29 protein-coding genes are annotated in these 24,289 nt (G+C 50.4%); 13 read left to right on the plus strand and 16 right to left on the minus strand.

The genetic code is table 11. The annotated features are described in order from the left end of the window. Window positions 1-23: 23 nt before the first annotated feature. The gene (locus PPG34_RS14085) at window positions 24-239 is read right to left on the minus strand and encodes a hypothetical protein (RefSeq protein ID WP_313834049.1); all 216 of its coding nucleotides are present in this window, start codon (window positions 237-239) and stop codon (window positions 24-26) included. A gap of 100 nt (window positions 240-339) precedes the next feature. Here PPG34_RS14085 and PPG34_RS14090 point away from each other — a divergent pair, with 100 nt between their 5' ends. Beyond that, complete coding sequence (locus tag PPG34_RS14090; RefSeq protein ID WP_313834050.1) at window positions 340-612, plus strand: type II toxin-antitoxin system Phd/YefM family antitoxin; 273 nt, start codon at window positions 340-342, stop codon at window positions 610-612. Continuing rightward, the gene (locus PPG34_RS14095; protein ID WP_313834051.1) at window positions 612-1,025 is read left to right on the plus strand and encodes a type II toxin-antitoxin system VapC family toxin; all 414 of its coding nucleotides are present in this window, start codon (window positions 612-614) and stop codon (window positions 1,023-1,025) included. The genes PPG34_RS14090 and PPG34_RS14095 overlap by 1 nt, the downstream gene beginning before the upstream one ends. Window positions 1,026-1,075: 50 nt before the next feature. On the opposite strand, the gene bioB is transcribed toward PPG34_RS14095, so the two are convergent. The 7 genes from bioB to rplU form a co-directional block, all read right to left on the minus strand. Continuing rightward, on the minus strand, window positions 1,076-2,068 hold the full coding sequence (gene bioB / locus PPG34_RS14100; RefSeq protein ID WP_313834052.1) for a biotin synthase BioB: 993 nt from the start codon (window positions 2,066-2,068) through the stop codon (window positions 1,076-1,078). A gap of 60 nt (window positions 2,069-2,128) precedes the next feature. Further along, complete coding sequence (gene rsfS / locus PPG34_RS14105) at window positions 2,129-2,521, minus strand: ribosome silencing factor (protein WP_313834053.1); 393 nt, start codon at window positions 2,519-2,521, stop codon at window positions 2,129-2,131. Window positions 2,522-2,568: 47 nt separating this feature from the next. After that, the gene (gene nadD, locus PPG34_RS14110; protein ID WP_313834054.1) at window positions 2,569-3,228 is read right to left on the minus strand and encodes a nicotinate-nucleotide adenylyltransferase; all 660 of its coding nucleotides are present in this window, start codon (window positions 3,226-3,228) and stop codon (window positions 2,569-2,571) included. A 149-nt stretch (window positions 3,229-3,377) separates the two neighbouring features. After that, on the minus strand, window positions 3,378-4,499 hold the full coding sequence (gene proB / locus PPG34_RS14115) for a glutamate 5-kinase (RefSeq protein WP_313834055.1): 1,122 nt from the start codon (window positions 4,497-4,499) through the stop codon (window positions 3,378-3,380). After that, window positions 4,484-5,503 carry a GTPase ObgE gene (gene obgE / locus PPG34_RS14120; RefSeq protein ID WP_313834056.1) on the minus strand — a complete coding sequence of 340 codons (1,020 nt, stop codon included), beginning with the start codon at window positions 5,501-5,503 and terminating at the stop codon, window positions 4,484-4,486. Before obgE ends, proB begins: the two co-directional genes overlap by 16 nt. Before the next feature lie 93 nt (window positions 5,504-5,596). Continuing rightward, on the minus strand, window positions 5,597-5,851 hold the full coding sequence (gene rpmA, locus PPG34_RS14125) for a 50S ribosomal protein L27 (protein WP_313834057.1): 255 nt from the start codon (window positions 5,849-5,851) through the stop codon (window positions 5,597-5,599). A 28-nt stretch (window positions 5,852-5,879) separates the two neighbouring features. Further along, window positions 5,880-6,194, minus strand: a complete 315-nt coding sequence (gene rplU / locus PPG34_RS14130; RefSeq protein ID WP_313834058.1) for a 50S ribosomal protein L21 — start codon at window positions 6,192-6,194, stop codon at window positions 5,880-5,882. Between the two features lie 36 nt (window positions 6,195-6,230). On the opposite strand from rplU, the gene PPG34_RS14135 reads away from it, so the two are divergent. Continuing rightward, window positions 6,231-6,362 carry a hypothetical protein gene (locus PPG34_RS14135; RefSeq protein WP_313834059.1) on the plus strand — a complete coding sequence of 44 codons (132 nt, stop codon included), beginning with the start codon at window positions 6,231-6,233 and terminating at the stop codon, window positions 6,360-6,362. Between the two features lie 16 nt (window positions 6,363-6,378). After that, entirely contained in the window at window positions 6,379-7,293 is a 915-nt protein-coding gene (locus PPG34_RS14140) for a branched-chain amino acid transaminase (protein ID WP_313834060.1), read from the plus strand. A gap of 153 nt (window positions 7,294-7,446) precedes the next feature. Here the strand turns inward: PPG34_RS14140 and secG are convergent, their stop codons facing one another. From secG to PPG34_RS14175, 7 genes are all read right to left on the minus strand, one after another. Beyond that, window positions 7,447-7,794, minus strand: a complete 348-nt coding sequence (secG, locus tag PPG34_RS14145) for a preprotein translocase subunit SecG (protein WP_313834061.1) — start codon at window positions 7,792-7,794, stop codon at window positions 7,447-7,449. Between the two features lie 21 nt (window positions 7,795-7,815). Then, window positions 7,816-8,586: a triose-phosphate isomerase gene (gene tpiA / locus PPG34_RS14150; protein WP_313834062.1), complete on the minus strand. Its 771-nt coding sequence runs from the start codon at window positions 8,584-8,586 to the stop codon at window positions 7,816-7,818. Between the two features lie 33 nt (window positions 8,587-8,619). Continuing rightward, window positions 8,620-9,807 (minus strand): phosphoglycerate kinase, encoded by a 1,188-nt coding sequence (locus PPG34_RS14155; RefSeq protein ID WP_420888102.1) that lies wholly within the window; start codon window positions 9,805-9,807, stop codon window positions 8,620-8,622. Window positions 9,808-9,876: 69 nt separating this feature from the next. Then, window positions 9,877-10,881, minus strand: coding sequence for a type I glyceraldehyde-3-phosphate dehydrogenase (gene gap, locus PPG34_RS14160; RefSeq protein ID WP_313834064.1), 1,005 nt, complete (start codon window positions 10,879-10,881; stop codon window positions 9,877-9,879). A gap of 166 nt (window positions 10,882-11,047) precedes the next feature. Beyond that, window positions 11,048-12,034, minus strand: a complete 987-nt coding sequence (gene trpS / locus PPG34_RS14165; protein WP_313834065.1) for a tryptophan--tRNA ligase — start codon at window positions 12,032-12,034, stop codon at window positions 11,048-11,050. Between the two features lie 15 nt (window positions 12,035-12,049). Beyond that, complete coding sequence (locus tag PPG34_RS14170; RefSeq protein ID WP_313834066.1) at window positions 12,050-12,766, minus strand: site-2 protease family protein; 717 nt, start codon at window positions 12,764-12,766, stop codon at window positions 12,050-12,052. 72 nt (window positions 12,767-12,838) lie between these two features. Beyond that, on the minus strand, window positions 12,839-14,827 hold the full coding sequence (locus PPG34_RS14175; protein WP_313834067.1) for a penicillin-binding protein activator: 1,989 nt from the start codon (window positions 14,825-14,827) through the stop codon (window positions 12,839-12,841). Window positions 14,828-14,994: 167 nt separating this feature from the next. Here PPG34_RS14175 and xerD point away from each other — a divergent pair, with 167 nt between their 5' ends. The 7 genes from xerD (at window position 14,995) to PPG34_RS14210 (ending at window position 21,369) form a co-directional block, all read left to right on the plus strand. Further along, complete coding sequence (gene xerD, locus PPG34_RS14180; RefSeq protein WP_313834068.1) at window positions 14,995-15,930, plus strand: site-specific tyrosine recombinase XerD; 936 nt, start codon at window positions 14,995-14,997, stop codon at window positions 15,928-15,930. 348 nt (window positions 15,931-16,278) lie between these two features. Continuing rightward, complete coding sequence (locus tag PPG34_RS14185; protein ID WP_313834069.1) at window positions 16,279-16,464, plus strand: hypothetical protein; 186 nt, start codon at window positions 16,279-16,281, stop codon at window positions 16,462-16,464. Between the two features lie 173 nt (window positions 16,465-16,637). After that, the gene (locus tag PPG34_RS14190) at window positions 16,638-17,261 is read left to right on the plus strand and encodes a flavodoxin family protein (RefSeq protein WP_313834070.1); all 624 of its coding nucleotides are present in this window, start codon (window positions 16,638-16,640) and stop codon (window positions 17,259-17,261) included. A 27-nt stretch (window positions 17,262-17,288) separates the two neighbouring features. Then, window positions 17,289-17,987, plus strand: a complete 699-nt coding sequence (locus tag PPG34_RS14195) for a hypothetical protein (RefSeq protein WP_313834071.1) — start codon at window positions 17,289-17,291, stop codon at window positions 17,985-17,987. A gap of 77 nt (window positions 17,988-18,064) precedes the next feature. Continuing rightward, window positions 18,065-19,039: a pyridoxal-phosphate dependent enzyme gene (locus PPG34_RS14200; RefSeq protein ID WP_313834072.1), complete on the plus strand. Its 975-nt coding sequence runs from the start codon at window positions 18,065-18,067 to the stop codon at window positions 19,037-19,039. Beyond that, complete coding sequence (locus tag PPG34_RS14205; RefSeq protein ID WP_313834073.1) at window positions 19,039-19,875, plus strand: hypothetical protein; 837 nt, start codon at window positions 19,039-19,041, stop codon at window positions 19,873-19,875. Before PPG34_RS14200 ends, PPG34_RS14205 begins: the two co-directional genes overlap by 1 nt. Before the next feature lie 132 nt (window positions 19,876-20,007). Further along, complete coding sequence (locus tag PPG34_RS14210; RefSeq protein WP_420888103.1) at window positions 20,008-21,369, plus strand: alanine/glycine:cation symporter family protein; 1,362 nt, start codon at window positions 20,008-20,010, stop codon at window positions 21,367-21,369. A 522-nt stretch (window positions 21,370-21,891) separates the two neighbouring features. Here PPG34_RS14210 and PPG34_RS14215 read toward each other — a convergent pair. Then, window positions 21,892-23,124 carry a toll/interleukin-1 receptor domain-containing protein gene (locus PPG34_RS14215; RefSeq protein ID WP_313834075.1) on the minus strand — a complete coding sequence of 411 codons (1,233 nt, stop codon included), beginning with the start codon at window positions 23,122-23,124 and terminating at the stop codon, window positions 21,892-21,894. Window positions 23,125-23,633: 509 nt separating this feature from the next. Between PPG34_RS14215 and PPG34_RS14220 the strand changes: the two genes are divergently transcribed. Continuing rightward, window positions 23,634-23,861, plus strand: a complete 228-nt coding sequence (locus tag PPG34_RS14220; RefSeq protein ID WP_313834076.1) for an AbrB/MazE/SpoVT family DNA-binding domain-containing protein — start codon at window positions 23,634-23,636, stop codon at window positions 23,859-23,861. A gap of 41 nt (window positions 23,862-23,902) precedes the next feature. After that, complete coding sequence (locus PPG34_RS14225; RefSeq protein ID WP_313834077.1) at window positions 23,903-24,283, plus strand: type II toxin-antitoxin system death-on-curing family toxin; 381 nt, start codon at window positions 23,903-23,905, stop codon at window positions 24,281-24,283. The last annotated feature ends 6 nt before the right edge of the window (window positions 24,284-24,289 follow it).

The following is a 24,289-nucleotide window of genomic DNA, read 5'->3' on the forward strand; positions in this document are numbered from 1 at the left end:
TACTACTCATCTAAATCTGAAGATTACGCCGTACAGGCAGAAGAATTCACTGCCACTTCGAACCCCATGTCCTCGATCATTTTCTGGACTTCATGGGCTGGGTCTCCGGGGGTGGTGAGGTCGCCGTTGACGAGGAGGGAGTCGGCGACATAGAGGGCCAGGGGTTGAAGCGAGCGTAAATTGAATTCGCGGCCTCCGGCGGCGCGGAGTTCGTGTTTAGGATGGATGAAGCGGAACATGTTCTATCCGGGAAGAATATGCCCTCATTCTCTCCATTGACAGGGTAGACGATTCGCCTTAAACTGGTCTATAACTAGTCTAAATGAAGAGAGGATTTATATGCCTGAAGTTGGTGCTTACGACGCGAAAACCCACTTGCCTAAATTACTGGAACGCACTCAAAAGGGTGAGCGATTTGTTATTACCAAGCATGGGCGGCCTGTGGCGGAATTGGTTCCTGTCACTCGGGCTGATCCCGAGTCCGTTCGTCGAACCATCGCTGACATCCGTTCTTTTCGAGAGACTCTCCGCAAACGAGGTGTCAAGATCCGAGGGTTACTTAAAAAGGGCGAAAGCCTACGCGAGTTGGCCCATCAGGGGCACCGCTACTGATGCCTTTTGTGTTGGATAGTTCTGTGGCATTAGCTTGGGTCTTGCCTGATGAATCTGATCCTAGCATTGATCGTTTGTGTGATCGTCTGACTGACGATGTTGCGGTTGTTCCTCCAGTTTGGCCTTTAGAGATCGGAAACGTTCTTCGGATTGCCGTGAAGCGTGGAAGACTTAACGCGAAGGATATGGGGCGTGTGATCAAAGAACTTTGGGCGTTGCCAATAGAGATTGATGCGACTTCCACGGAACGGTCTTTTGAAGAGACCCTTACTCTAGCCCAGAAGTTTGACTTGACCACCTACGATGCTTCATATGTCGAATTAGCCCAGCGGCGTGATGTGCCTCTGGCAACGCTCGATCACAAACTTCGCAAAGCCTGCCTGGCGGCTAAGATTACCGTCCTACCAAGTTAATTCGCTTTTTTATCACCAGAAAAAGTAATGGTTTTTGACCGAGAGCGGAATTAAGCCGAGCAAGCGGATGAATTCACCGCCACTTCGAAGCCCATGTCCTCGATCATTTTTTGGACTTCGTGGGCGGGGTCTCCGGGGGTGGTGAGGTAGCCGTTGACGAAGAGGGAGTCGGCGACGTACAGGGCCAAGGGTTGGAGTGAGCGTAAGTTGAATTCGCGGCCTCCGGCGGCGCGTAGCTCGCGTTTGGGGTGAATGAAGCGGAACATGCTCATGATTTTGAGGCAACGTTGTGGGGTTAAATGATTGCAGTCTTCCAAGGGTGTTCCGGCTTGGGGGTGGAGCATGTTGAGGGGGATGGAATCCGGGTTGAGTTCTTTTAAGGATAAGGCGAGGTCCACGAGGTCTTCGTCTTGTTCTCCCATGCCCACGATGCCACCCGAACACAGTTCGAGCCCGGCGGCTCTTGCGTTGTTGAGCGTGGTGAGCCGGTCTTGAAACGTGTGCGTGGTGCAAATGGAGGCGTGATAGGCTTCGCTGGTGTTCAGGTTGTGATTGATGCGGTCTACCCCTGCGGCTTTGAGTGATTTGGCTTGTGGCTCGGTGAGGAGGCCGAGAGAACAACATACCTGAATAGGCAGTTCTTCTTTGATTTGACGAACCGCTTTGGAGACGACGTCAATTTCCCGATCTAATGGGCTTCTTCCGCTAATCACCACACAGTAGCGTTGGGCTTTGGATTCGGCGGCGCGTCGTGCCGCCGTGAGCATTTGCTCAGGCTCGACGAGGGCATAGCGCTCGATCGGGGCCTTGGAAATGGATGATTGCGAGCAGTAATGGCAGTCTTCAATGCAGGCCCCGCTTTTGGCATTGAAGAGCATTTGCAAGGTGACGGTGTTCCCAAAGTGCCGATGCCGAATTCGATAGGCGGCGTTGATCAATCCCAGGAGTTCTTCATCCGGAGTGTGGAGCAGGGCCAGGCCTTCTTCGCGGGTGATTTCTTCATCGTGTAACACTTTATCGGCTAAGAGCATGTAGTCTGTCATGAGTGGGCTCCGTTGCTGGGTTGCTCCCGAAATGTGTGTGAACGGTTAGAGACGCAGGGGTTAGCTGGCCTGGGGAACAAGGGCCGCGCTGTTGGGTTTGCGTGTTGAGACCAGAGGCTTCGAAGGGATCGAGTCATACTCTGATTGGGGAATTTCCTTCGCATCTCGCCACATGTTCTCAATGCCATAAAAGGCGCGAATATCTTCATGGAAGATATGGACGATGATGTCGCCATAGTCTAAGAGGATCCAGGTTCCCGAGGACGTGCCTTCCACGGTTGGCAGAACCTTAAACACTTTTTTGAGCTCATCCTGGATGGCGTCCGCAATGGCGTTGGTTTGACGGGCTGAATTTCCGGAACAGAATATAAAGTAATCAGCGACTGAGGTCAGGTGCCCGACCTCAAGAATTACGACATCTGAGGCTTTCTTTTCCAGGGCCACTCGGCCCATGGCCAGGGCTTTGGCTTTAATGTTGTCAGAAATAACGAAACTCCTTATTACGTCCCATACAAATGATGCTCGATTATATAAGATTCAATAGGGGCGGGCAACCAATCCGTTACGCTGAGGCCTTTTTGGAGGCGATCGCGAATGGCGGAGGCGGAAATATCGCAGGGAGGCAGGGCCAGGAAGGTGATGGTGGTGCTGGGCGAGGTTGGAATTTCCACATGGTCTCGTACCCCTTGGTCCAGGGCATTTACGTCCTTTTCGGAAATTCGAGGGAGGAGGGGAAGCGCGGTGGTTTCAGCGAACTGAACGCCAGGCCGGGAAAGCACAATGAAATTGGCATTGGTGAACAATTGGTCGGCGGCTTTCCACGTGGGAAAATCCAGAAAGGCGTCGAGGCCGACCAGGAAAAACAGTTCCCCTTCAATTTGGTCTTTGAGCGCATTGAGAGTATCAATCGTGTAGCAGGTTTCGGAGGAGGTGGCTTCGATATCTGAGACCTGAAAGTAGGGAAATGGCTGTGTGGCCAATTTGACCATGGCTAATCGATGATGGGCCGGGGCGAGAGAGGTGAGGGATTTGTGGGGCGGGTCGCCCGTGGGAATAAACAGGATCTGGTCGAATCCGAGCCGAGTCCGGGTTTGGTCGGCAATATGGAGATGCCCCTTATGGATAGGATTGAATGTTCCGCCGAGAAGACCAATTTTCATGAGCCGAGAATAATCTGGTGAGCCTTACAATGGAATAAGGGAGAGTATGAAATTTTTGAACACAATCGTTGTCATTCTAAGTGAAGCGAAGAATCTGCTTTTTCGAACGAGAGATTCTTCGCTGCGCTCAGGATGACAACCGTAGAGCCTTAAAGCAGTGCGAGGTTGTCGCGATGAATCACCTCTTCGTATTCCTTGCCCCCTAAGATTTGCTGCACGTCCTTTGTCTTGAGTCCCTTGATCCTGGCGAGGGAGTCCGATGACACATTGACAAGTCCTTTGGCAAATTCTTTTCCGTTCGTATCGAGGCAGGAGACCGAGTCGCCGGAGGAAAATACTCCTCTGATGTCCAAGATGCCTGAGGCCAGCAAACTTTTTCCTCGGTGCCGTAAGGCTTCAACCGCCCCGTCATCCAAAATCAATTGGCCTTTGGTTCGCAGGGTGAAGGCGATCCAATGTTTCCGGCTGGGAAGGCGTCGGCCTTGAGGAAGAAATAACGTGCCCTGGTTTTCTCCCGCGAATGCCTGCGCCAAGCATTGTGCAGGCTCGCCATTCATGATGAGGGTGGAGACCCCGAATTGCCCCACATGTTTGGCGGCTTGGATTTTGGTGATCATGCCGCCTCGGCTTTCTTGCCCCCGTGATTTTCCAGCGGCGTGTTCAATCTGTGGGGTGATTTCTTCTACCACCGAAAGGAGTTCGGCCTGAGGATTTTGCCGGGGATCTTCGGTGTAGAGACCGTTGACGTCGGATAAAATCACAAATAAATCCGCATCCACCAGGTGAGCCACTTGCCCGGCGAGCGTGTCATTATCGCCAAAACGAATTTCCTCCACCGAGACCGTATCGTTTTCGTTAATGATGGGAATGACCCCCAACTCGATGAGCGTGGTCAAGGTATGCCGAGCGTTGAGAAAGCGTTTGCGGTCGGAAAGGTCCTGATGCGTGAGCAGAACCTGCGCGACTTTTTGCCCCATGTCTTGAAAACATTTTTCGTAGGCATGAATTAAATAGCTTTGTCCTGCGGCGGCGGCGGCTTGTTTCAGCGGGATGCTTTGGGGATAGGTTTTTAGTCCTAATTTTTCAATGCCGGCGACAATGGCTCCCGAAGAGACCATGACGATTTCGCGTTGTTGCGATTTCAGCTCGGCGATTGCCCTAGACAGTTGGGCAATGAAATCGTGTCGCAAGCCGAGGTTGCGAGACGCGACCAAGCTGCTGCCGATTTTCAGGACGACGCGTTTTGCGCCGGTGATTAGCTGACGTTGCATGTGTCTTTGATCTCATCTAACCGGGACCCAATATACGGGACCAGCGCATCAATGCCTTCTCGTGTGGCGGAAGAGATAGTGAAGAATGGCAATTGGTGTTTCTCGCAATATTCCTGAAGTTTGACCACATGGCTGCCATCGCCTTTCAGATCAAGCTTCGTTCCAATGATGGCATAGGGCCGCTCTCCCAAATGTTCGTCGAACGTCGCCAGTTCGCGTCGAAGGACTTCTAATGCCTCCACGGGATCTTCCGGGGCCCATTCCGAAATATCGATGAGATAAAGGAGAAACGCGGTGCGCTGAATATGTTTTAAGAATTGAATGCCCAATCCTTTCCCCGTGTGCGCCCCTTCGATGAGCCCGGGAATGTCGGCCATCACAAAGCTGCGATAGTCCCCCAACTGGACGACGCCAAGATTGGGTTTCAAGGTGGTGAAGGGATAATCCGCAATTTCCGGACGCGCGGCGGAGAGCGTGGAAATCAGCGTAGACTTCCCAGCATTGGGGTAACCAACCAGCCCTACGTCGGCGAGCAATTTTAATTCGAGTTGTAACGTAAATTCTTCGCCCGGTGTGCCTGTTTCGAATTTTGTAGGGGCGCGATTGGTCGAGGTCGCAAATCGCGCATTGCCCCTCCCGCCTTTTCCGCCGCGTGCAATGACGGCAATCTGTCCGTCTTCGACCAGATCGACCAGGACGTCTTGTGTATCAAAATCTTTGATGATGGTGCCCACTGGAACCGTGACGGTGACATCGGCACCGTTGCGTCCATGTTTATTGGAGGTAGCTCCCGGACGTCCATTCTTAGCTTCAAAATGGTTGAGATATTTTAAGTCCAGAAGAGTTGTGGACCGGTGGGATGCTTGAAACACCACATTTCCCCCGTTGCCACCGTCCCCGCCATTGGGGCCGCCGAACGGGACGTATTTCTCACGCCGAAAGCTCGATACCCCACTCCCGCCGTTTCCAGCCTTCACATATATTTTTGCGTGATCGATAAACATACGTTTTCCCAAATCGGATGGGCGGACTTCACCCCAAACCCGAAGTACTTAGATGGAAGATTATAGAGGAACCTAGGGGGAAACAGAAAGGACTTACGCTGATGGGTAGATGCTGATCTTGCGGCGGGCTTCACCACCCTCAAATTTAACGATGCCGGGAGATTTGGCAAATAGCGTGTGATCTTTGCCCATGCCGACGTTTAAGCCAGGATGGAATTTGGTGCCGCGTTGACGGATGAGGATATTGCCCGCCTTGACGAGTTGCCCCTCGTATCGCTTGACGCCGAGATATTGTGGATTGCTATCTCGTCCGTTTCGTGATGATCCGCCACCTTTTTTATGTGCCATGAAATCTCCTCAGTCTTCAATCAAGTCTTCAGCTTGCGACAATTTCGTCAATGCGAATTTGTGTAAACCCTTGCCGATGGCCTTTGGTACGCTTGAACCCCTTTCGCCGCTTTTTCTTAAAGACGGTGATGGAGCGGGTGCGTCCATTTCGGACGACGGTGGCTTTCACATGGGCCTGGTCAACTTCTGGTTGGCCCAGGGTACCCCCATTGTCGCCGGAAATAAACCGAACCGGCTTTAATTCGACCGTTTGCCCTTCTTCGGCATCAAGGTTTTCCACCTGTAGCGTGGAACCTGGTTCCACACGATATTGTTTTCCACCTGTTTCAAGAATTGCATACATAGTGTAATCTTTCCTCCTGAGCCGTGCAGGAATATCATGCAGGCTCAGATCCTGTCAACCCATGGGGGGGAATTGGTCTCTTCTGCGCTCTTAATTGACAGGGTTTTATCCGCTGGGCTATATACGCGGCTGGATGAAGAAGTCGCAGCGACACCTGTTATTAAATAGAGGATAACCACAGGACATGGTTACCGCAAGTGAAAAAATTTGGATGGATGGCCAATTCGTCAATTGGAATGAGGCCAATGTTCATGTCCTGACCCATTCCCTGCATTATGGGCTGGCCGCCTTTGAGGGTATTCGGTGCTATAAGGGCGCCAAAGGGTCTGCCATTTTTCGGTTGAAAGAGCACGTTGATCGATTGTTTGAGTCCGCCCATATCATGGCCATGAAAGTTCCCTATAGTAAAAAAGAAGTGGCGGATGCGATTATTGAGACAGTTCGGATGAACCGGTTGGAATCGTGTTACATACGTCCCCTATTGTACATAGGCTACGGCGAAATGGGTTTGTATCCGGGAAACAACCCAATCAAATTAAGCATTGCGGCTTGGCCGTGGGGAACGTATTTGGGGGAAGATGCGTTGGTTCAGGGTATTCGGGCCAAGTTATCTTCTTTTACTCGTCACCATGTGAATGTGTCGATGACGCGTGCCAAGGTCTCTGGATATTACGTAAATTCTATCTTGGCCAAATGTGAAGCCAAAAACTCAGGCTATGATGAGGCTATTCTTCTCGATCCCGAGGGATATGTGGCTGAAGGAACCGGGGAGAATGTGTTTATCATGAGCAAAGGGGTTCTCAAAACCACTCCGCTTACCTCGATTCTCGAAGGCATCACGCGTGATGCCATCATGACCCTGGCCAGAGAACGAAAAATTCCTGTGGTGGAAGAACGCTTCACTCGTGATGCCATGTACGTAGCGGACGAAGTGTTTCTTACAGGAACGGCTGCCGAAGTGACCCCTGTCCGGGAGATTGACGACCGCACCGTTGGTGAAGGTAAACGCGGTCCCGTGACCACACTTTTGCAACAAGCCTTCTTTGATATCGTCAAGGGTGAAGACCCGACGCACCTGAATTGGCTGGCGCCAGTTTAACGCACTAGTCCTGCCTTTTTTCCTTCGATCCACCTTTTCCATCACAATTTACTTCTTTGATGCAGAAGTAATTTCGAAACACGAGTATCGAAGTCCGAAACAAATTCAAATTTTGGATTTCGGCTTTTTGAAATTGAAGGCTGACCGAACGGGTTACTTTGAATGTTCTTCTGAATCGTGAGTTGAGGATTCAGTAGCTGTGGCTGGGGGTGCGGAAGCTGGAGCGGTTGCCGGTTCGCTCGAAGTAAGAGGAATCACCGAGGATAGAGAGTGTTCTTTTTTAGAAAGTATGGCCAAGCTCAACGACGTCAACATAAAGATTACCGCGGCTCCTACTGTGATTTTGCTCAGGAAGGTTCCTGGCCCACGACTACCAAACACCGTTTGACTCGATCCGCCAAATGCCGCACCGATTTCTGCCCCTTTTCCTGACTGAAGCAAGATGGCGGCAATCATGAGAAAGCAAACAATGAGGTGCAGAATGACAGTGAGAGTGTACATAGTTTTTGGTTCGTTGAATGTTTAGGTTGAGGCCGATACTGCAAGGCTGCAAATCTTAGCAAAGGTTGCGGGGTCAAGACAAGCTTTTCCTATCAAGGCCCCATCGATTTCCGCACAGCCGAACAACGCCTCGGCATTTTGTGGACCAACACTTCCCCCGTACAAGATTCGAACATCCTGAACCTCGCGTCCCCATTCGGATGTGAGGGTAGCGCGAATAAAGGTATGCACCTCTTCTGCTTGTTCAATAGTCGCGGCTCGTCCTGTGCCAATGGCCCAAACGGGTTCATATGCGATAGTGATCTTGGACACTTTTTCAGCGGAGAGTCCTGAGAGTCCCTTGAGTAACTGATCCTTCACAATGGCTTGGGTCTTTCCTGCGTCGCGTTCCTCCAAGGTCTCGCCAATACATACGATGGGACCCAATCCATGTTCTAATGCGGCGTTTACTTTATTGTTGACATCAGCATTGGATTCTCCAAACAGCTGACGTCGTTCAGAATGTCCTACCAGCACAAAGGTGCATCCCAAAGCTTTAAGCATCGGTCCGGAGATTTCACCCGTGAATGCTCCCTCCTTCTCCCAATGAAGATTTTGGCCTGCCAGGGTAAATCGGTCATTGGCTGTCATGGTTTGATGAATGGCAAAGAGGCTGACAAACGGAGGCGCCAGGAGAATGTCGATGGCCGTAGAGGATGGCATGGCCTGTCGGAAATCATTCACGAACTCCACCGCTTCCGCGACGGTTTTGTGCATTTTCCAATTTCCGGCAATAAGGCGCGTTCTCATCATATTTTCGCTAGAGGTTGTCTGTGTTGGGGAAGCTTAGCGATCGGGGAGTGCAGCGAGGCCGGGCATTTCCCCGCCTTCAAGAAGTTGAAGCGCTGCTCCACCACCAGTAGAAATAAACGACATGCTATCGGTTTCTCCTGACCGATGAACGGCTAGAGCTGTATCACCTCCACCGACGATGGTGAGGGCATAGGCATTGGCCACGGCATGGGCAATGGCCTGCGTGCCTCGTGCAAAGGCATCTCGCTCAAACATGCCCATGGGGCCGTTCCATAAGATGGTTTTGGCATTTTGAATGGCCTCGGAAAATAATTTCACCGAAGCTGGGCCGATATCCATGCCATACCAGCCTTCAGGAATTTCCTGGGTTGGCACAATTTTGGTTTCGGCTCCGGGATCGAGACTGGCGGCCACTACGCAATCGACGGGTAAATAAAATTTTACCCCCCGTTCGAGGGCATGTTGGTGTATGCCTTTCGCAAATTCCAACATATCGTCTTCGACCATGGAACGACCAATTTCCAACCCCATGGCTTTGATAAACGTGAAGGCCATGCCGCCGCCGATAATCACTTTGTCGACTTTCTTTCCTAAGTTTTCGATGACGCCAATTTTTCCTGACACCTTGGCGCCGCCTAGAATAGCGACAAAGGGACGGATGGGTTTTTCCACCGCTCCTTCGAGGTATTCCACCTCGCGTTTCATCAGATAGCCGGCGGCAGAAGTTTTGATAAATTTCGTGATTCCCGCTGTTGAGGCATGCGAACGATGGGCTGCGCCAAAGGCTTCATTAATATACACGTCGCCTAAAGATGCGAGTTCTGCAGCAAACTGTTCATCGTTGGATTCTTCTTCCGGATGGAAGCGAAGGTTTTCAAGAAGGAGGACGTCGCCAGGTTTGAGTTGACTCACCAGGTTTTTCACCTTTGGGCCCACGCAGTCTGGAGAGAAAATGACCTCTTTCCCTAAGAACCGTTTTAAGCGCTTGGCTACAGGCGCGAGGCTCAATTCTGGAGAGGGTTTTCCTTTGGGGCGACCAAGATGGGAGCAGAGAATGACCATCCCACCTTCGTCAACGGTATGATTGATGGTGGGCAATGCGGCGCGAATCCGGGAATCGTCTGTGATTTGTAAGGTGTCATCAAGGGGAACATTAAAGTCTACCCGAATGATGACGCGCTTGCCGCGAAGGTCAACCTGATCGATGGTTTGTTTGGTGATATGCACGCGAAATCCTTTCTCCCATCCTCGCTGCCTTCCCGCAGTCTAGAGGGCAGAAAAGACGAAGGATTATTTTTGAGCCGCGACAAATTTCACTAAGTCTCGTAACCGGCACGAATATCCCCATTCATTGTCGTACCAGGCAAACACTTTGACGAAATTTCCATCCATGACGGCAGTCAAGAGTGAATCCACAGTCGCGGAATTTGAGCATCCATTGAGATCGATGGATACAATCGGCTCTTCTGAATATCCCAAAATTCCTTTCAGCGATCCTTGTGCCGCCTTGGCAAAAGCCGCATTGACTTCTTCGACCGTACAGGTCTTTTCGGTTTCGACGCCCAAATCCACAATGGATACGTTGGGGGTCGGAACGCGAATGGCCACGCCATCCATTTTTCCTTTTAATTCTGGGATCACTAAATGCAACGCCTTGGCGGCTCCCGTAGATGTCGGAATCATGGAAAGTGCGGCGCTCCGTGCACGTCGAAGATCTTTATGAGGGAGATCCAATAACTGTTGATCGTTGGTATAGGAATGAATCGTTGTCATAAAGCCATGATGAATGCCGAAATTTTCCAACAAGACTTTGGCCACCGTGGCAAGGCAATTGGTGGTGCAGGAGGCATTGGAAATGATGCGGTGATTTTTGGGGTCATAGGTTTTTTCGTTCACTCCCAAGACGACCGTCAGATCGGCGTTTTTCCCAGGGGCCGAGATGATCACCCGAGGGGCACCTGCGGAAAGGTGTTGGCTGGCGCCTTCATGATCGGTAAATCGGCCCGTCGCTTCGATGACGACATCCACCCCGAGTTTTCCCCATGGCAATTGTTTGGGGTCTCGTTCAGCCAGAACTTCGATGGTTTGCCCGTTGACCACGAGCTGATTTGGTTTGGCATGAACCTCTCCGTGGAATCGGCCATGCACGGAGTCGTAAGACAGAAGATGACTCAGGGTCTTGGAGTCCGTTAAATCGTTAATTGCGACATACTGAATGTCTGAGTCATTAAGGGAAGCCCGAAACATGTTCCGGCCGATGCGGCCAAAGCCATTAATGCCAACTCGTATTGCCATAAGTACCTGTAATGATAAGAGATTTGTCCAAATGTCCTTGTGCGAAAGTCATAGTACTTTTGGGGGGGTAGTAAGTCAAGGAATCTTCCTCACCCTGGTTTTTTCGGTGACGGGATCGTGGAACTAAAGAGAAAGGAGAAAAACTAAATAAAAGAGGGCTTTGGGGTTAAATCTTCATCGCCTCTTTCACTTCAGAAAGTGTTTGCTGGGAAACTTTGGTGGCATGTTCCCCACCACTTTGCACGATGTCCTCAAGTCGTTTGGGGTTGGCCTCGAGGGACTTTCGGGATTCCCAGATTGGTGCGAGTTGCTCAACCATAGTGTTCGCGACCAACGATTTACAGTCGATGCATCCGATTTCAGCGGTCCGGCATTCTTTGTCGATTTGCTTGATGACATCGGACCCTGAGTAAATTTTGTGGAAGTCGAATACCGCGCAGACTTCGGGATTGCCCGGATCTTTTCGCCTGACGCGGGCAGGGTCGGTGACCATGGTTTTCAGTTTTTGGCGAACTTCTGGTTCCGAGTCGGATAGGTTGATGGTGTTTCCATAGCTTTTACTCATTTTCCGTCCGTCGGTACCCATGACCTTCGGGAATTGCGTGAGCATTTCCTTGGGTTCGACCAGAACCGGTGAATAGAGGCTGTTGAATCGCCTGGCGATTTCCCGGGTGAGTTCGAGATGAGGGAGTTGGTCTTTGCCGACGGGAACGGCATCGGCTTTATACAGCAAGATATCCGCGGCCTGGAGAACCGGGTATCCCAAAAACCCGTAAGTGTGAAGATCTCGACCCTCAATTTGTTCCTGTTTTTCTTTGTACGTGGGGTTCCGCTCCAGCCAAGATACTGGGGTGATCATCGAAAGCAGCAAATTCAAAATCGCATGTTCGGGAACATGGGATTGAATAAACACGGTGGCGCGGTCCGGATTAATCCCTGCGGCTAACCAATCAATCAAGATTTCGCGAACGAACGTTTTGAGTTGACGGGTATCCTCGTAATTGGTGGACAGGGCATGCCAGTCCGCCACAAAAAAGAAGCATTCATTGTGTTCTTGGAGCTTCTTCCAATTTTCCAATGCTCCCAAAAGATTGCCGAGATGCAGCCTTCCGCTGGGTTGCATACCGCTTAAGACTCGTTGTGACACCACCATACTCCTTCGTAACAATTAGGACGACATGAGCTCGCTCGGGAGGATCGTCGCTGTGAGGATTTGAAACACGGACATTAAAATGGTCCGGATAATATGCGTGTAAGGGTCCGCCATTATCAACCCAAGGATAATGAACATGCCATATGGTTCTAGCTGTCGAAGAAACAGAGCGGGCTGAGGAGGCAAGAGACTCGTCATAATGCGTCCGCCATCTAAGGGGGGAATTGGGATCAAATTGATGACCATTAAAATGGTGTTGATCAAAATTGAAAATTGGGCCATCGCGGCGATGGGCAATAGGATAGTGTGCGCGAGATTGGATTGAGATTCGCCTCCGGGTTGAATGGTGGGCGAAGTGTCAAAGGCTAAGATGAGGCTGAGCACAACGGCGCTGGCGATGAGCAGAAAGAAGTTCATGGCAGGACCCGCTGCTGCGACGAATGCCATGTCCCTTCGTGGCTTATGCAACCTTGTAGAATTGATCGGGACGGGCTTGGCCCACCCAAAGAGAAAATTTCCTGGTGCCAATAGGCACATCGCCGGGACCAGAATGGTGCCTAAGGGATCGATATGTCGAAGGGGATTCATGGTCAGCCGCCCAAGATCTTTGGCCGTGGAGTCTCCAAAGAAATTGGCCACCCATCCATGGGCATATTCGTGGAGGACGATTGCCAACAGTAACGGCAATGCCATGATTGAAATTGACGAGAGAATTTGGCTCAAAGAATTCATGAAGGTGACTGTGGAAATGGACTCAAGTTCGCGCAGGAAAGCACGGATGGAAATGGTCTGTCAATCGAGGATCTAGTTCACCTGAACAAAGCGACCGTTAGCGACCTGGATCATATATACTTTTCGGTCGAGTACACCACCGTCTCCAAACGCGGCGAGTCCTCCCAAGGTAGGAAAATCATGACGAATGAATAATTGGTCTCGCACTTCCCTTCCGGTGGTGGCCCCATGGCGGATGGTATCCAAAATGACCCGCATGGCATCATAGGCTTGGGCGGCGAAAATGGATGGATCGAGCTGAAATTTTTCTCGATATTTTTGAATAAACTCCTGGACATCAGGGTCCGTACTTTGGAGAAAAAGTGCATCACCAAATGTGCTTCTTTCCAACGTGCTGCGTCCCCATTTCAGTAAGTCAGGATGATTCCAGGTGTTACTGCCCAACAAAGGGGTTTTGACATCGAAGTAGGCCAATTGTGCGGAAAGAAAAGCGACATCCGTTGGGTGTCCGGGAAGGAACATGGCATCAAAGCCGGGGGTATAGACCAATTGTTCTTCCCCTGGTTTTGGGGCCTTTTGGGTATCAGGGTATTCAAAGGGTAGCATTTCACCGTAGAGGCTTAGATCTCTGTCTTTTAACCTCTGAATTTGGGCCGAAGCATCGGTGGTTCCCCGTTGGTAGGATTCGGCAGCAATGATTTCGCCCCCATTTCGTCGAACGATGTCATAAAAATTTCTCGCCAATTCCCTACCATAGCTCGTGTCTGGCGCGAGAATGCAAAAACGTGAAAAGCCCAAGGTTCGCATTGCGTGGTCAACCAACTTGGTGACTTGCAGCCGCGTGGTCAAGGCGGTACTGAACCAAAACCGTCCGAATTGTTTGACATTGGAAATGCTCGCGGTTGGAGTCACAAACGGGACCTCGGCCCAGTCGGGCAAATCCGCGACTTGCTGGACTTGTCGAGCCAAGAGCGGACCAATTAATGCAATGGGTTTAAATTCGCGTAAGACCTGTTCGACTTCATGAGGAAGTTGGGCTGGTGGAATGGCACTATCTTTGACCACAATGCCAAGGGTGTTCGACCCCAAGTGAGTACGTCCTTCTTCCAATGCTAGGCGAATGCCATTCAGGGCATCACTTCCAAAGGGTTTCATTTTTCCTGAAAATGGCAGCACGGCAGCAATGACATACTGATGGGCTTTAATTTTTGAGATAAATGATTGCATGAGCGCCACAGCCGTTTGTGCATAGGGATGATTTGGAAACCGATGTAAAAACGCTTGAATGTCTCGTTCGGCGAGGACTTCATCACCTTGGGCCGTATGCAATTCAATTAAGCGAATCAGGGCGAGGTCTCCGGGGAATTTTGTGGAGAAGGTGTCCAGGAGATCTCCTAGAGATCGTTCCGACATTTTTTGCAAAATGAGACCTTGGATATAATCGATCAACTCCCCCCGCTGGTCATCTGGAGTTTTATTCATCTGCTTCAAGGCCATTTGGACAGCCTTGGTGTACTCGCCCTTTAATTCATACGCTTGGCGGAGGAGTTGCCACCCTTGAGTTTGCGTGGTGGGGTCTAATGATCGATTCAAGGCATTGGTGAGGACCGTGATGGCTCGGTTGGCCTGGGTGGTTTGTATATATAACTGGCCCAATAATAATCGGGCCTCGTCTGTCCGGGAAGAAATAGGGTATTCCTCAAGAAATTGTTCTAAGATGATGATGGCATGCTTGGTTTCGCCCTTGGCTTGAACTGCTTTAGCTTGAAGTAGTGTAAAGGCGTCGGCTAGGGGAGCGTCGGATCCCGACTCGAGTAACGGTTCGAGCATGGCCAAGGCCTGATCAGGCTGCCCCTGTTCCAAGAGAAATTTGATGCGTTGAATGCGTTCATTCTCCGCTTCATGCTCAACGGCAACCAGGGGGTTGGGGTCTTCTATCGGCGTTTCGTCAATTTGGGCAACCAGAGGGGCTGGCCATGTCAGCGCAAGGCAGGCACACCAAAAAAAACAGCCGAATGCGGCGAGAAGTCGTCGAGTAGATAATTGGGGGTTGAATGGCATTGTCGGGGGTTGGGGCAGTATTTTTTCCTAATTTCGTATATAAGGCCAGCCCTCTCTACTGTCAAGAAAACTCTTTGCTGTGGACCTGAACCGACCAGGTGTTGGCTGTAGAACGTTCCTCATCCTTCACGAAAGCCTTTTGAATGGAACAAACCAAGAAAAACCCGATGACAGAAGGAAGTGAACTTGACCGATTGCTGTATCACTATACCACCATCTTACAGGCTGAACGTGGTCTTGCCCGCAATACCCTGGAGGCGTATCGCCGAGATTTGGGGAAGTTTCAGCAGTATTATGCGAAGATCGGCCTTCAAAATCCACATGCATTGACGACTGCAGTCGTTTTGGGATTTCTTGAATTTCTTCGGAGCCAGGAGTTGTCCGCGACCTCGGTGGCGCGTTGCATGGCGGCGATTCGGGGTTTCTGTCGGTTTTTGAGCCTGGAACATGGGATTCCCGATGTGCTGGCCCAGATTCCACGATCTCCGAAACAATGGCTGAAGTTACCCAAAACGTTGACGGAATCCGAAATCACCAACTTGTTGGAATTGCCTGCAGGGGAGGGGCCGGAAGAAATGCGTGATGTGGCAATGGTCGAACTTTTATATGCGACGGGCTTGCGTGTCTCCGAACTCATCAGCGTGGATCTTGCACAGGTGAATTTGGAGGTCGGGTATTTGTTAGCCACGGGGAAGCGTGATAAGCAACGCGTCGTCCCCATGGGAGAAACGGCCAGAAAGAAAATTTCCGAATATTGTCAGGACGCCAGACCTGTTCTGCTGAAACATCACAATTCATCGGCGCTCTTTGTGACTCGTCGCGGCACAGCCATGACCAGGCAAAGTTTTTGGGGGATTCTCCGGAAGCGGGCTCTTCGGGCGGGTATTACTAAACGCATTTCCCCCCATATGTTGCGGCATTCATTTGCCACCCATCTTTTGGAGCATGGGGCCGATCTCCGCGCCGTCCAAATGATGCTTGGTCATGCCGACATTGCCACCACTCAAATTTATACTCATGTTGAGCAGCGCCGGCTGAAAGACATGCATACCGCGCATTTCCCAAGGACCCAGCGACGGGGGGCAAAGGGAAAATCATCGTGATCTGTAATGCGTGGGTGTGATTCCTACCGAACAAATATGTTTTTCCCTCCTGATTTGTTCTAACTACTCCTTGAGTTTTTATTCACAAATTGTATGTTGCGGGTTTTCGCCTGACCGCGACGAGTCACTGTTGTTTCGCCAAAAGTGACCAAAACCATTTTTGCCTGTGCGCACCCAACACCGGAGACGAAGTGAACCATTTACAGGGTGTCGCTATTTCTCCCCGACACTTCACGCATTAAATCTTGCAATTCACAGCGTCCCTAGGTTGCATTGAAAAAATCCACTATGGCAGGTTTAGGAATGACAATGCGTTCGGATGTTTAGGGTCCCTGAAGGAGGATAACGATGAAGATGAAGCGGCAGGTGCATTATGTGAGAGGGGTGTTTGTCTGCCCTCAATGTAATCAAACGTTTGTTCAAGAAAAATGGGTGGAAGAGTTTCGAGTTCGGTGCCATAAATGTGACTACCGAGGGACCCTGACCCATGTGTCTGTGGAAGAGCATATGGAAGAAGAGACCGAGCGCATTTAGCCCTTGGACCCCTGGTTCAGGGATTTTCCGATTTCTTGGATTCGGAAAAAACCCTGTGGTCTTCATGACGGTGGCAAGGTGAGATGTGAAGTGCTTATCTCTGGTCGCCAAAAGAACGTTCTAATTCACTCCAAAAAATTCCCCCCAATTTCTGCGTCGCGCGAGTGATCGTCATGCCATCAAAATTTCTTGTAAGAGGGTTGTTGATTTTCTTCTTCTGGTTGCCCTTTGGGGCAGTGGTTTCACACGTTCATGCCGAACAATTTGTTACCGTGTTGGTTGCCTACCATTCAATGACTGGGCATACGGAAAAAATGGCGCAAGCGGTGGCTGATGGGGCGCAATCGGTTCCCGGAACTCGTGTGCGAGTGGAACGAGTCGAGAACGTCACGGCCGAAGTCCTATTTTCCGCTGATGGATTAGTCGTGGGTTCTCCAGTGTATTGGTCGAACATGGCTGGGGAAGTGAAGACCTTTTTTGATAATTGGCAATTCAAGTTTGGTGTGTGGCCGGAATTCAAAATGCGGAATAAGGTCGGGGCCGCGTTTGCTACTGGCGGACAGGTGTCCAGTGGTAAAGAAGTGACCATGCTCACAATTTTGGCGGCCATGCTCGGCAATCAAATGATTGTGGTCAGCGATGGCGGAGCCTTTGGGGCGTCGGCGACAACGGAGGGGAAGAGTCCTGGCATTGACCAGGATGAATTAGCCGATGCCCGCGCGCTGGGGAAGCGTGTCGCGGAAGTGGCGTGGATGGTGAAGCGCGGGGAAATACATCATGCTGAGGCGGTTCAATAAGCGTTTTAATGAGAGACGGAGTTATCCATGAGTGGCATCCCTGATATTAGCGACATGCAGTGGCCTATCTATTGGGAGCGTGAATATACTACCGCGATTGCCCCGGAACGGCTGAAGCTAGAGATGAATCCCCATCGTCCGCTGATGACCAATATGCCGTTATCTGAACAACGAAAATTGGCGGAAAGTGGATACAAAGTGCTGCCTGATGATTGTGGGCCCGTGCGGATGGTGAGCCAATATGGCTGGTTGATCCGCTGTCCAGTTGATTGCAAATTGCGGCGCACCAAGGACGGTTTTAAATGGCAAGCACCGGAGATTAAACCCGAAGAACGGTTGCTTGGGTATAAATCCTTTTCCGGGATGTATGTGGATACGATCCTTAATAGCGGCTATGCCAAGCTCTGTTGCGGAATACGCTTTTATTATCCCAAACAAATCGGAATCATGCTGAAAGATATTCCCAATCATTTTTATCATTATCCTGACCGCACGTTTTCCGTATGGGAGGGGATCAAATCACAGGAATACAAACTCACGCCGAATCTCTATGACTTTCTTCCGGACTACGATGCGTTTGTCACCAATGTGTTGTTGCAGTTAAACAAGCCCACCACGCTCAAGCGGGGAGATCCTGTGGCCCTGGTGGTTCCGGTTCTGCTTCCCAAACAATTTCGCTTAGAAGAACTAACTCCAGAACGAAAACAGTCCAGCCCCCAAAGTTAAGCTCCATTTTGTTGTGACGAACCGGAGTTCTTCAGTTCGAAGATTCTGAGGAAGAATAGCCGTTTTTTCTGACCATCATGATTCTTCCAACCTTTGAGCATGTGCAGCGGGCCGCGTCAGTCCTTCAAGGGGTTGTGCATCGCACTCCTATTCACACCTCCCGTCAACTCGATGACTGCTCTCGGGCTACAGTCTTTCTCAAATGCGAGAATTTTCAACGAGTCGGTGCCTTTAAATTTCGGGGTGCCTACCATGCGGTGGCCCATCTCAAATCCCAGAAACCTGTGGTGGCGTTATCTTCTGGAAATCACGCCCAGGGTATTGCACTGGCTTGTCAATTATTAGGCAAAGCGGCGCATCTCGTGATGCCAGAGCCCATCAATAGGGTGAAGCGCGCGGCGGTCCAAGATTATGGGGGCATCGTCCATGTTCCCCCTCGTCCTCAAGACGCAGAATCGTTTGCGGAGAATCTTGTGCAAACCCTGGGGGCAGAATGGATTGAAGCGTTTAACGATGTTCACGTGATTGCCGGACAGGGAACGGCTGCTTTGGAATTTCTGGACCAGGTGGAAGACCTCGATCTCATTCTCGGCCCCATTGGCGGAGGGGGGTTATTGTCGGGAACCGGGTTGGCCACGCATGGCGTCAATCCGAAGGCCCAAGTCTACGCGTGCGAGCCAGTCGGTGCGCTGGATGCCATGTATTCCGTCAAAGAAAATCGAATTGTGCCGCAAGAACATCCTCAGACCATTGCAGAGGGATTACGAACGAGTGTGGGTACGCTCACGCTGCCCATTCTCCGGAGTCATCTTGCTGGATTTTTCGTGGTGGAAGAACATGAAATTTTAGAAGCCATGCGTTTTATTTACGAACGTATGAAATTGGTGATTGAACCCGCCAGTGCAGTGGCCGTGGCTCCGCTTCTTCGGAAAGAGCGGATATTACAAGGGAAACGTGTCGGGGTTATAATTTCGGGAGGCAATGTGGATTTGGGGCAATATGTTGCCGGGTTTGCGACTCAGGCGCATGGCGTGGAAAGTGAGGGTTGCTAGTGCCATTTTTTAAACGTCGAAGGCCTGTGAGGGATCCGATTCCCACCGACTCCAAGGTTTCCAAGAAACGCGACCAAGCTGTTGCGAAACGGTTTGAGCGCACTTGGCGTCGGTTGCAGCTGCTTTGCCCTGATCCCGATAGCCAGCATCGATTAAAGTGGCTCCAACAGCAATTTGAAAAGAAGCAGCGGGGCTCAATGGAATCGGCTCAAGCGGAACTTGATATTGCCACACTTTTGGCCAACGCGGGGTTTTCTCTTTCGTTTGTCAAAGAAACCGAAACGGCGACTGCGGATTTAGAATGTTACTTGGGGAATGATCGATTGTTTGTGGAGGTGACGGTTATTGTTCCGACTGATCCTGGCCGATTGAGAGACGCAAAAAATTTTCCTGATCCTAAAACTGAAGAAGAGGGTGTGGATTTCTTGAAAGATGGGTTGGTGAAACGCCTTCTCGCTCGGATCAATGAAAAAGCCAATCAGCTTGCCGACTATTGTGCTCCAGTGGTGTTAGCCATCACCATTGTGCATCAAGAACAGAGTCTGTTGACCAACGGAAACCGCAACGGACGAAAGATGGTCCTGGATCTTCAGCAGTTAGGGGGAGTGACCACCCAAGCCTTGGGAAATGCGCCTCATCTAAGCGCAGTGATGCTCACATTGTGGAATATTCATCCGGCTGAATCCCGCTCCAATATTCGCCTCAGCAACGTGTCTGTCGGGGAATGGGTCTCGGACCCAAATGGAATTTCTCAGGTCCGCTCTTTTGCGGTAAACCCGATGGCCAGTTATCCCATTGAAACCGAGGCCTATCTCGCGCTCCAGCGAGTCCTATAAAACCGATAGCGGCATACCCATTCCTGTGCTATCGTTCTCTATCCACTTCACAGGTGACAATTCTCATGCTGGCTTGAATGGAATCCTGCCGTCCAATTTTTTCTCCCTGAGATAGCAAAAAATAAATAAATGATGGAAGCCATGGAAAGTTTTCTCACTACCCTCAGCGGAATTATTTGGGGCCCTATCATGCTCATCCTTCTGGTAGGAGTGGGTATATATTTGACGATTGGGCTCAGGGCCGTTCCCTGGCGTCGCTTAATCTATAGTTTTCGATTGCTGTGGAAAGGACGATCCTCCACCGCGCAGGACCTTGGGGAGATCTCCTCATTTCAGGCGCTGATGACTGCGCTGGCCGCAACGGTTGGCAGTGGAAACATTGCAGGCGTGGCGACCGCTATTTTTCTAGGCGGTCCGGGGGCGGTGTTTTGGATGTGGGTGACGGCCCTGTTCGGCATGGCGACGAAATATGCGGAGGCGGTCTTGGCCGTCCATTTTCGCGAAGTGGACGAACTTGGCCAACATGTGGGTGGTCCGATGTATTACATCCAAAACGGATTAGGCGCACATTGGCGATGGCTGGCCATGGCCTTTAGTCTCTTTGGCATGCTGGCGGCGTTTGGGATCGGGAACACGGTTCAAGCCAATACGGTTGCCAGTGCCGTGGAGTCATCCTTCGATATTCCACCTTGGGTTTCAGGCCTTGTCATGGCAAGTCTCACGGGAATGGTTATCATTGGCGGTATCAAGCGTCTGGGGTCTGTAGCCGCACGCTTAGTCCCTGTTATGGCAGGGTTCTACATCATCGGAGCCTTAATGATTATCCTGACAAATATCGATCAGGTCCCCTCAGCATTGATGACTATCGTGTTGCATGCGTGGACGGGGAGCGCCGCAGTTGGAGGATTCGCTGGGGCGACGGTGATGATGGCGATTCAATTTGGGGTGGCGCGTGGACTTTTTTCGAATGAAGCGGGGTTGGGAAGTGCTCCTATCGCTCATGCCGCGGCTAAAACCAATGATCCTGTGCGGCAAGGCCTAATCGCGATGCTCGGAACCTTTATTGACACTATTGTCGTGTGCAGCATGACCGCCCTGGTGATTGTCATGACCGGTGTGTGGACCGAAGGAAATACCGGAGCCGCTCTGACGACGCAAGCTTTTGAAAGTGGGTTGTCACAGGTGGGTGGAATAGTGGTGACGCTTGCGCTAATGCTGTTCGCGTTTACGACATTGTTGGGTTGGAGTTATTACGGTGAGCGGTGCACGGAATATTTATTTGGTGTTGGAGTGATTAAGATCTATCGCGTGTTGTGGATTATTGCAATTCCGATTGGGGCCATGGGGAAGTTGGGGCTTGTGTGGCTGATCGCCGATATTTTAAATGGCCTCATGGCAATTCCTAATTTGATTGCGCTGTTGGCGTTAAGCCCTTTGATTTTTCGGCTGACGCGTGAACATTTTGGTTCTTTGGGAAAAGGGCGTGCAGGGTGAAAGGAAGGTTTTATTTTTAAGCGGGGTTTCGGCCCCGCGCGACGAGTCACTTTTGTTTCGGCAAAAGTGACCAAAACCATTTTCGCCCGGGCGCGGCCCTACGGGTGCCTGGTCCGCCACCCCGAATCAAGATGGCTCAGAAACTCGCTCCGCTCAGACAGTCTTCGCCAGAGAGGTAGGATTCGGGGCGGCGGCCCAGCCGCGCCCAAGGCGGGGAAGTGTCAAGACCCAAGGACTAAATGAAATTGGTTGCCAATAAAGGGTAACGTCCCCTTTTCCGGAAAAGGACGGTTTTTAGAGGTGCTCTCAATAAAAACTCAATACACTTGTTCTCCCAAAAATCATGCGCCTTAAAATAAAGAGAAGCGACACCTTTTCTGGCACTTATATTCGGATACTCGACACGATGATAGTCGGATCCCCCAATAGAGACTGTACATATTCCATCTAGTCAGTCCACTTCGAAGCCTAACGGCTTGTACTTTATGGCGTTGGCTGTAGCACTTTGTTGAGACTCAACGCCTACGGGTTTAAGTTGCGCAATATTTTCTTACCGAAGTACGCAATTTTCCGAGCCAAAGAGATTCCCGCGTACGCACTATTCGCGTATGAGTAGAAATCCTCGTCGATTCCAGGGGCAGTAATTCCGCCCATATTGCCAAGTAGTGTGCGTATGTAACGACGTGGTGTGTTTATCTCATCGGGAATGCCAACACTCTCGAAAAATAATTCCATATCTTCGAGCTGGTCAAAGGATTCTTCGTTTATCGGAAGGAAGAAATCGGCTTGGTTGCACCATTGAAGGGTCTCAATCGCTTTTTTTGATTTCCGGTAAAAGATATAGACTGTCGTCAGGTCGAATCGGTCCGTCTGGGCAACACCAAGACTGGCAAAAAGAGAAATCATCCCTGAATCGAAATCATCGAACTGAATCCCTTTTAGGTGTGCGATAGGGGGCGGCGGTTTGATCCCATCCAGCAATATTGGGATAATTTTCGGAGTGCCGTCAGAGTGAAAGAGCATTATGGCATTATCCAGCTCTGTCTTTATCCAGGGTCTACCGATAGAATTCTGTGACAGAATAACTATTAAGTGAGTGGCTGATCTCAAGCCTCTAGCTATTTCATCCGGAATTGAATCTCCTCCAACTATATCCTTATCATCTCTCCAAGTAGCTATTCCTGCCGCCTCAACTTCTCGTGAAATGGCGGTTGCAAGAGGCTTGTCTACGGTACCATGAGATACAAAGAGCTTTATTCCTGTGGATGTAGATGCGAAACCTTCAGTGCCTTTCTTCCAGAAACCGTCAATAGCCTTTCTTACTTCATCAACAGTTCCCAATGCATCAGAAATAGATTGATCAACCAAAAATTTGATTGACTGGCATATATTATCCGCCTTCCTTAGTGCTTTACATAAGGGCGCGTCCGAGTCATCCATGTAAACCTGTGGTCTCGCCTTCTCTACAAAATCATTAAACTCTTTGATCAACCTGCATTGCTCACGGTGAACAGTTAGCAATGCCTTAGTCGAATGGTCATCCATACCCAATACTGCTACTCCCCAAGCCGCACGACTTTTCAATGCAATAAAATATGCGTTATCCTTTTCAATGTCAGCAATCGTGGCGAGTTGACATAGAAAGGCCTTAACCTCAGGAGTGTATTGGCTTGCACCGGACAATCGAATTAAAACCGGCAGAATCACGGCGTATTGCGCGAGGAAGATAAGATTGTGCTTCTTGTCGGTCGACATTTAGTGCGTTCTGACCGTAATCCGTTTCTTGAGCCCAACACTGTTTAAATGGATCGGTGTAAGAGGAGGATATTCAGGCTTCTGTCTGGATAACACGCCATCAATTCTTCCGAAGAATACGCCGGAACTGAGATCTTTTCAATTGGTACTGTCCGTGGTTTTGTTTTTTACGGCATCTCCTGCGTTGGGGGCGGATGGGCCAGGGCCTCGAATCCGACCTCTCTGGCGAAGACTGTCTGAGCGGAGCGAGTTCCTGAGCCATTTTAATTCAGGGTGAAGCCGGAGGAACCCGGAGGGTCGCGCACAGGCAAGAATGGTTTTGGGTCCTTTTGCCGAAACAAAAGGACCTCGTCATGCAGGGGCGAAACCCTGCACCTAATTAATTCTCTAACAGACCAAGTTTTCAAAACCTAACTTAATCTTTTCAATTTTTGTAGGGGTGTCTTTTCTCTTGCCCCGTCACCCCTTCTGTTATAACATAGGTGGTAACGTGAAGGAGGGCTGTATCTATGCTTGATTTGAAGGTCAGAAAAGTTGGGAATTCGTTGGGAGTAGTGTTGCCAAAGGAGGTGCTGTCTCGGTTGAACCTAGAAGATGGAGACCGGGTTTTTCTGACGGAAGCGCCGGATGGGAGTTATCGGATTACGCCGTATGATCCTGAGTTTGAATCGTATGTAAAGATCGCCAAAAAAGGTATGGCGAAATACCGGAATACTCTTCGCGCCTTGGCTAAGTAAGTTCTCTCCATTGGTAAAGGTATGAAAACGATGATGGTTCTATGAAAGAGCCTGCTTGGGTTCTTCATGATTTTGTTCTCGCATTACATGAAGACTTGTTGTCAGGGTTTGGGGGCGCATCCGGTATTCGAGATGGCGCGCTTTTAGAATCTGCTCTGGCTCGCCCTCACCAATTATTTGCTTATGAAAAGCCTGATTTGTTTATCCTGGCGGCGTCCTACATCTCCGGTCTTGTTCGCAATCATCCCTTTATCGATGGGAATAAGCGAACAGCTTTTATGGTTGGCTATTCCTTCTTAAGCAGAAATGGCAAAGAGTTGAATGCTCCTGAACCAGAAGCGACAGCGGTCATTGTGGATCTGGCGCCCAGGAAAATTACGGAAGAAGATTTAGCAATGTGGCTTCGGCAGAATTGCGAGTAAGGAAAA

This window comes from Candidatus Nitronereus thalassa, from assembly GCF_032191465.1.
GTDB classification, from domain to species: Bacteria; Nitrospirota; Nitrospiria; order Nitrospirales; family UBA8639; genus Nitronereus; species Nitronereus thalassa.

Bases quoted from the DNA above. Each gene is read 5' to 3' on its own strand.
- PPG34_RS14085 (WP_313834049.1), bottom strand. From the start codon at position 239: ATGTTCCGCTTCATCCATCCTAAACACGAACTCCGCGCCGCCGGAGGC.
- PPG34_RS14090 (WP_313834050.1), top strand. From the start codon at position 340: ATGCCTGAAGTTGGTGCTTACGACGCGAAAACCCACTTGCCTAAATTA.
- PPG34_RS14095 (WP_313834051.1), top strand. From the start codon at position 612: ATGCCTTTTGTGTTGGATAGTTCTGTGGCATTAGCTTGGGTCTTGCCT.
- bioB (WP_313834052.1), bottom strand. From the start codon at position 2,068: ATGACAGACTACATGCTCTTAGCCGATAAAGTGTTACACGATGAAGAA.
- rsfS (WP_313834053.1), bottom strand. From the start codon at position 2,521: ATGGGCCGAGTGGCCCTGGAAAAGAAAGCCTCAGATGTCGTAATTCTT.
- nadD (WP_313834054.1), bottom strand. From the start codon at position 3,228: ATGAAAATTGGTCTTCTCGGCGGAACATTCAATCCTATCCATAAGGGG.
- proB (WP_313834055.1), bottom strand. From the start codon at position 4,499: ATGCAACGTCAGCTAATCACCGGCGCAAAACGCGTCGTCCTGAAAATC.
- obgE (WP_313834056.1), bottom strand. From the start codon at position 5,503: ATGTTTATCGATCACGCAAAAATATATGTGAAGGCTGGAAACGGCGGG.
- rpmA (WP_313834057.1), bottom strand. From the start codon at position 5,851: ATGGCACATAAAAAAGGTGGCGGATCATCACGAAACGGACGAGATAGC.
- rplU (WP_313834058.1), bottom strand. From the start codon at position 6,194: ATGTATGCAATTCTTGAAACAGGTGGAAAACAATATCGTGTGGAACCA.
- PPG34_RS14135 (WP_313834059.1), top strand. From the start codon at position 6,231: ATGCAGGCTCAGATCCTGTCAACCCATGGGGGGGAATTGGTCTCTTCT.
- PPG34_RS14140 (WP_313834060.1), top strand. From the start codon at position 6,379: ATGGTTACCGCAAGTGAAAAAATTTGGATGGATGGCCAATTCGTCAAT.
- secG (WP_313834061.1), bottom strand. From the start codon at position 7,794: ATGTACACTCTCACTGTCATTCTGCACCTCATTGTTTGCTTTCTCATG.
- tpiA (WP_313834062.1), bottom strand. From the start codon at position 8,586: ATGATGAGAACGCGCCTTATTGCCGGAAATTGGAAAATGCACAAAACC.
- gap (WP_313834064.1), bottom strand. From the start codon at position 10,881: ATGGCAATACGAGTTGGCATTAATGGCTTTGGCCGCATCGGCCGGAAC.
- trpS (WP_313834065.1), bottom strand. From the start codon at position 12,034: ATGGTGGTGTCACAACGAGTCTTAAGCGGTATGCAACCCAGCGGAAGG.
- PPG34_RS14170 (WP_313834066.1), bottom strand. From the start codon at position 12,766: ATGAATTCTTTGAGCCAAATTCTCTCGTCAATTTCAATCATGGCATTG.
- PPG34_RS14175 (WP_313834067.1), bottom strand. From the start codon at position 14,827: ATGCCATTCAACCCCCAATTATCTACTCGACGACTTCTCGCCGCATTC.
- xerD (WP_313834068.1), top strand. From the start codon at position 14,995: ATGACAGAAGGAAGTGAACTTGACCGATTGCTGTATCACTATACCACC.
- PPG34_RS14185 (WP_313834069.1), top strand. From the start codon at position 16,279: ATGAAGATGAAGCGGCAGGTGCATTATGTGAGAGGGGTGTTTGTCTGC.
- PPG34_RS14190 (WP_313834070.1), top strand. From the start codon at position 16,638: ATGCCATCAAAATTTCTTGTAAGAGGGTTGTTGATTTTCTTCTTCTGG.
- PPG34_RS14195 (WP_313834071.1), top strand. From the start codon at position 17,289: ATGAGTGGCATCCCTGATATTAGCGACATGCAGTGGCCTATCTATTGG.
- PPG34_RS14200 (WP_313834072.1), top strand. From the start codon at position 18,065: ATGATTCTTCCAACCTTTGAGCATGTGCAGCGGGCCGCGTCAGTCCTT.
- PPG34_RS14210 (WP_420888103.1), top strand. From the start codon at position 20,008: ATGGAAGCCATGGAAAGTTTTCTCACTACCCTCAGCGGAATTATTTGG.
- PPG34_RS14215 (WP_313834075.1), bottom strand. From the start codon at position 23,124: ATGTCGACCGACAAGAAGCACAATCTTATCTTCCTCGCGCAATACGCC.
- PPG34_RS14220 (WP_313834076.1), top strand. From the start codon at position 23,634: ATGCTTGATTTGAAGGTCAGAAAAGTTGGGAATTCGTTGGGAGTAGTG.
- PPG34_RS14225 (WP_313834077.1), top strand. From the start codon at position 23,903: ATGAAAGAGCCTGCTTGGGTTCTTCATGATTTTGTTCTCGCATTACAT.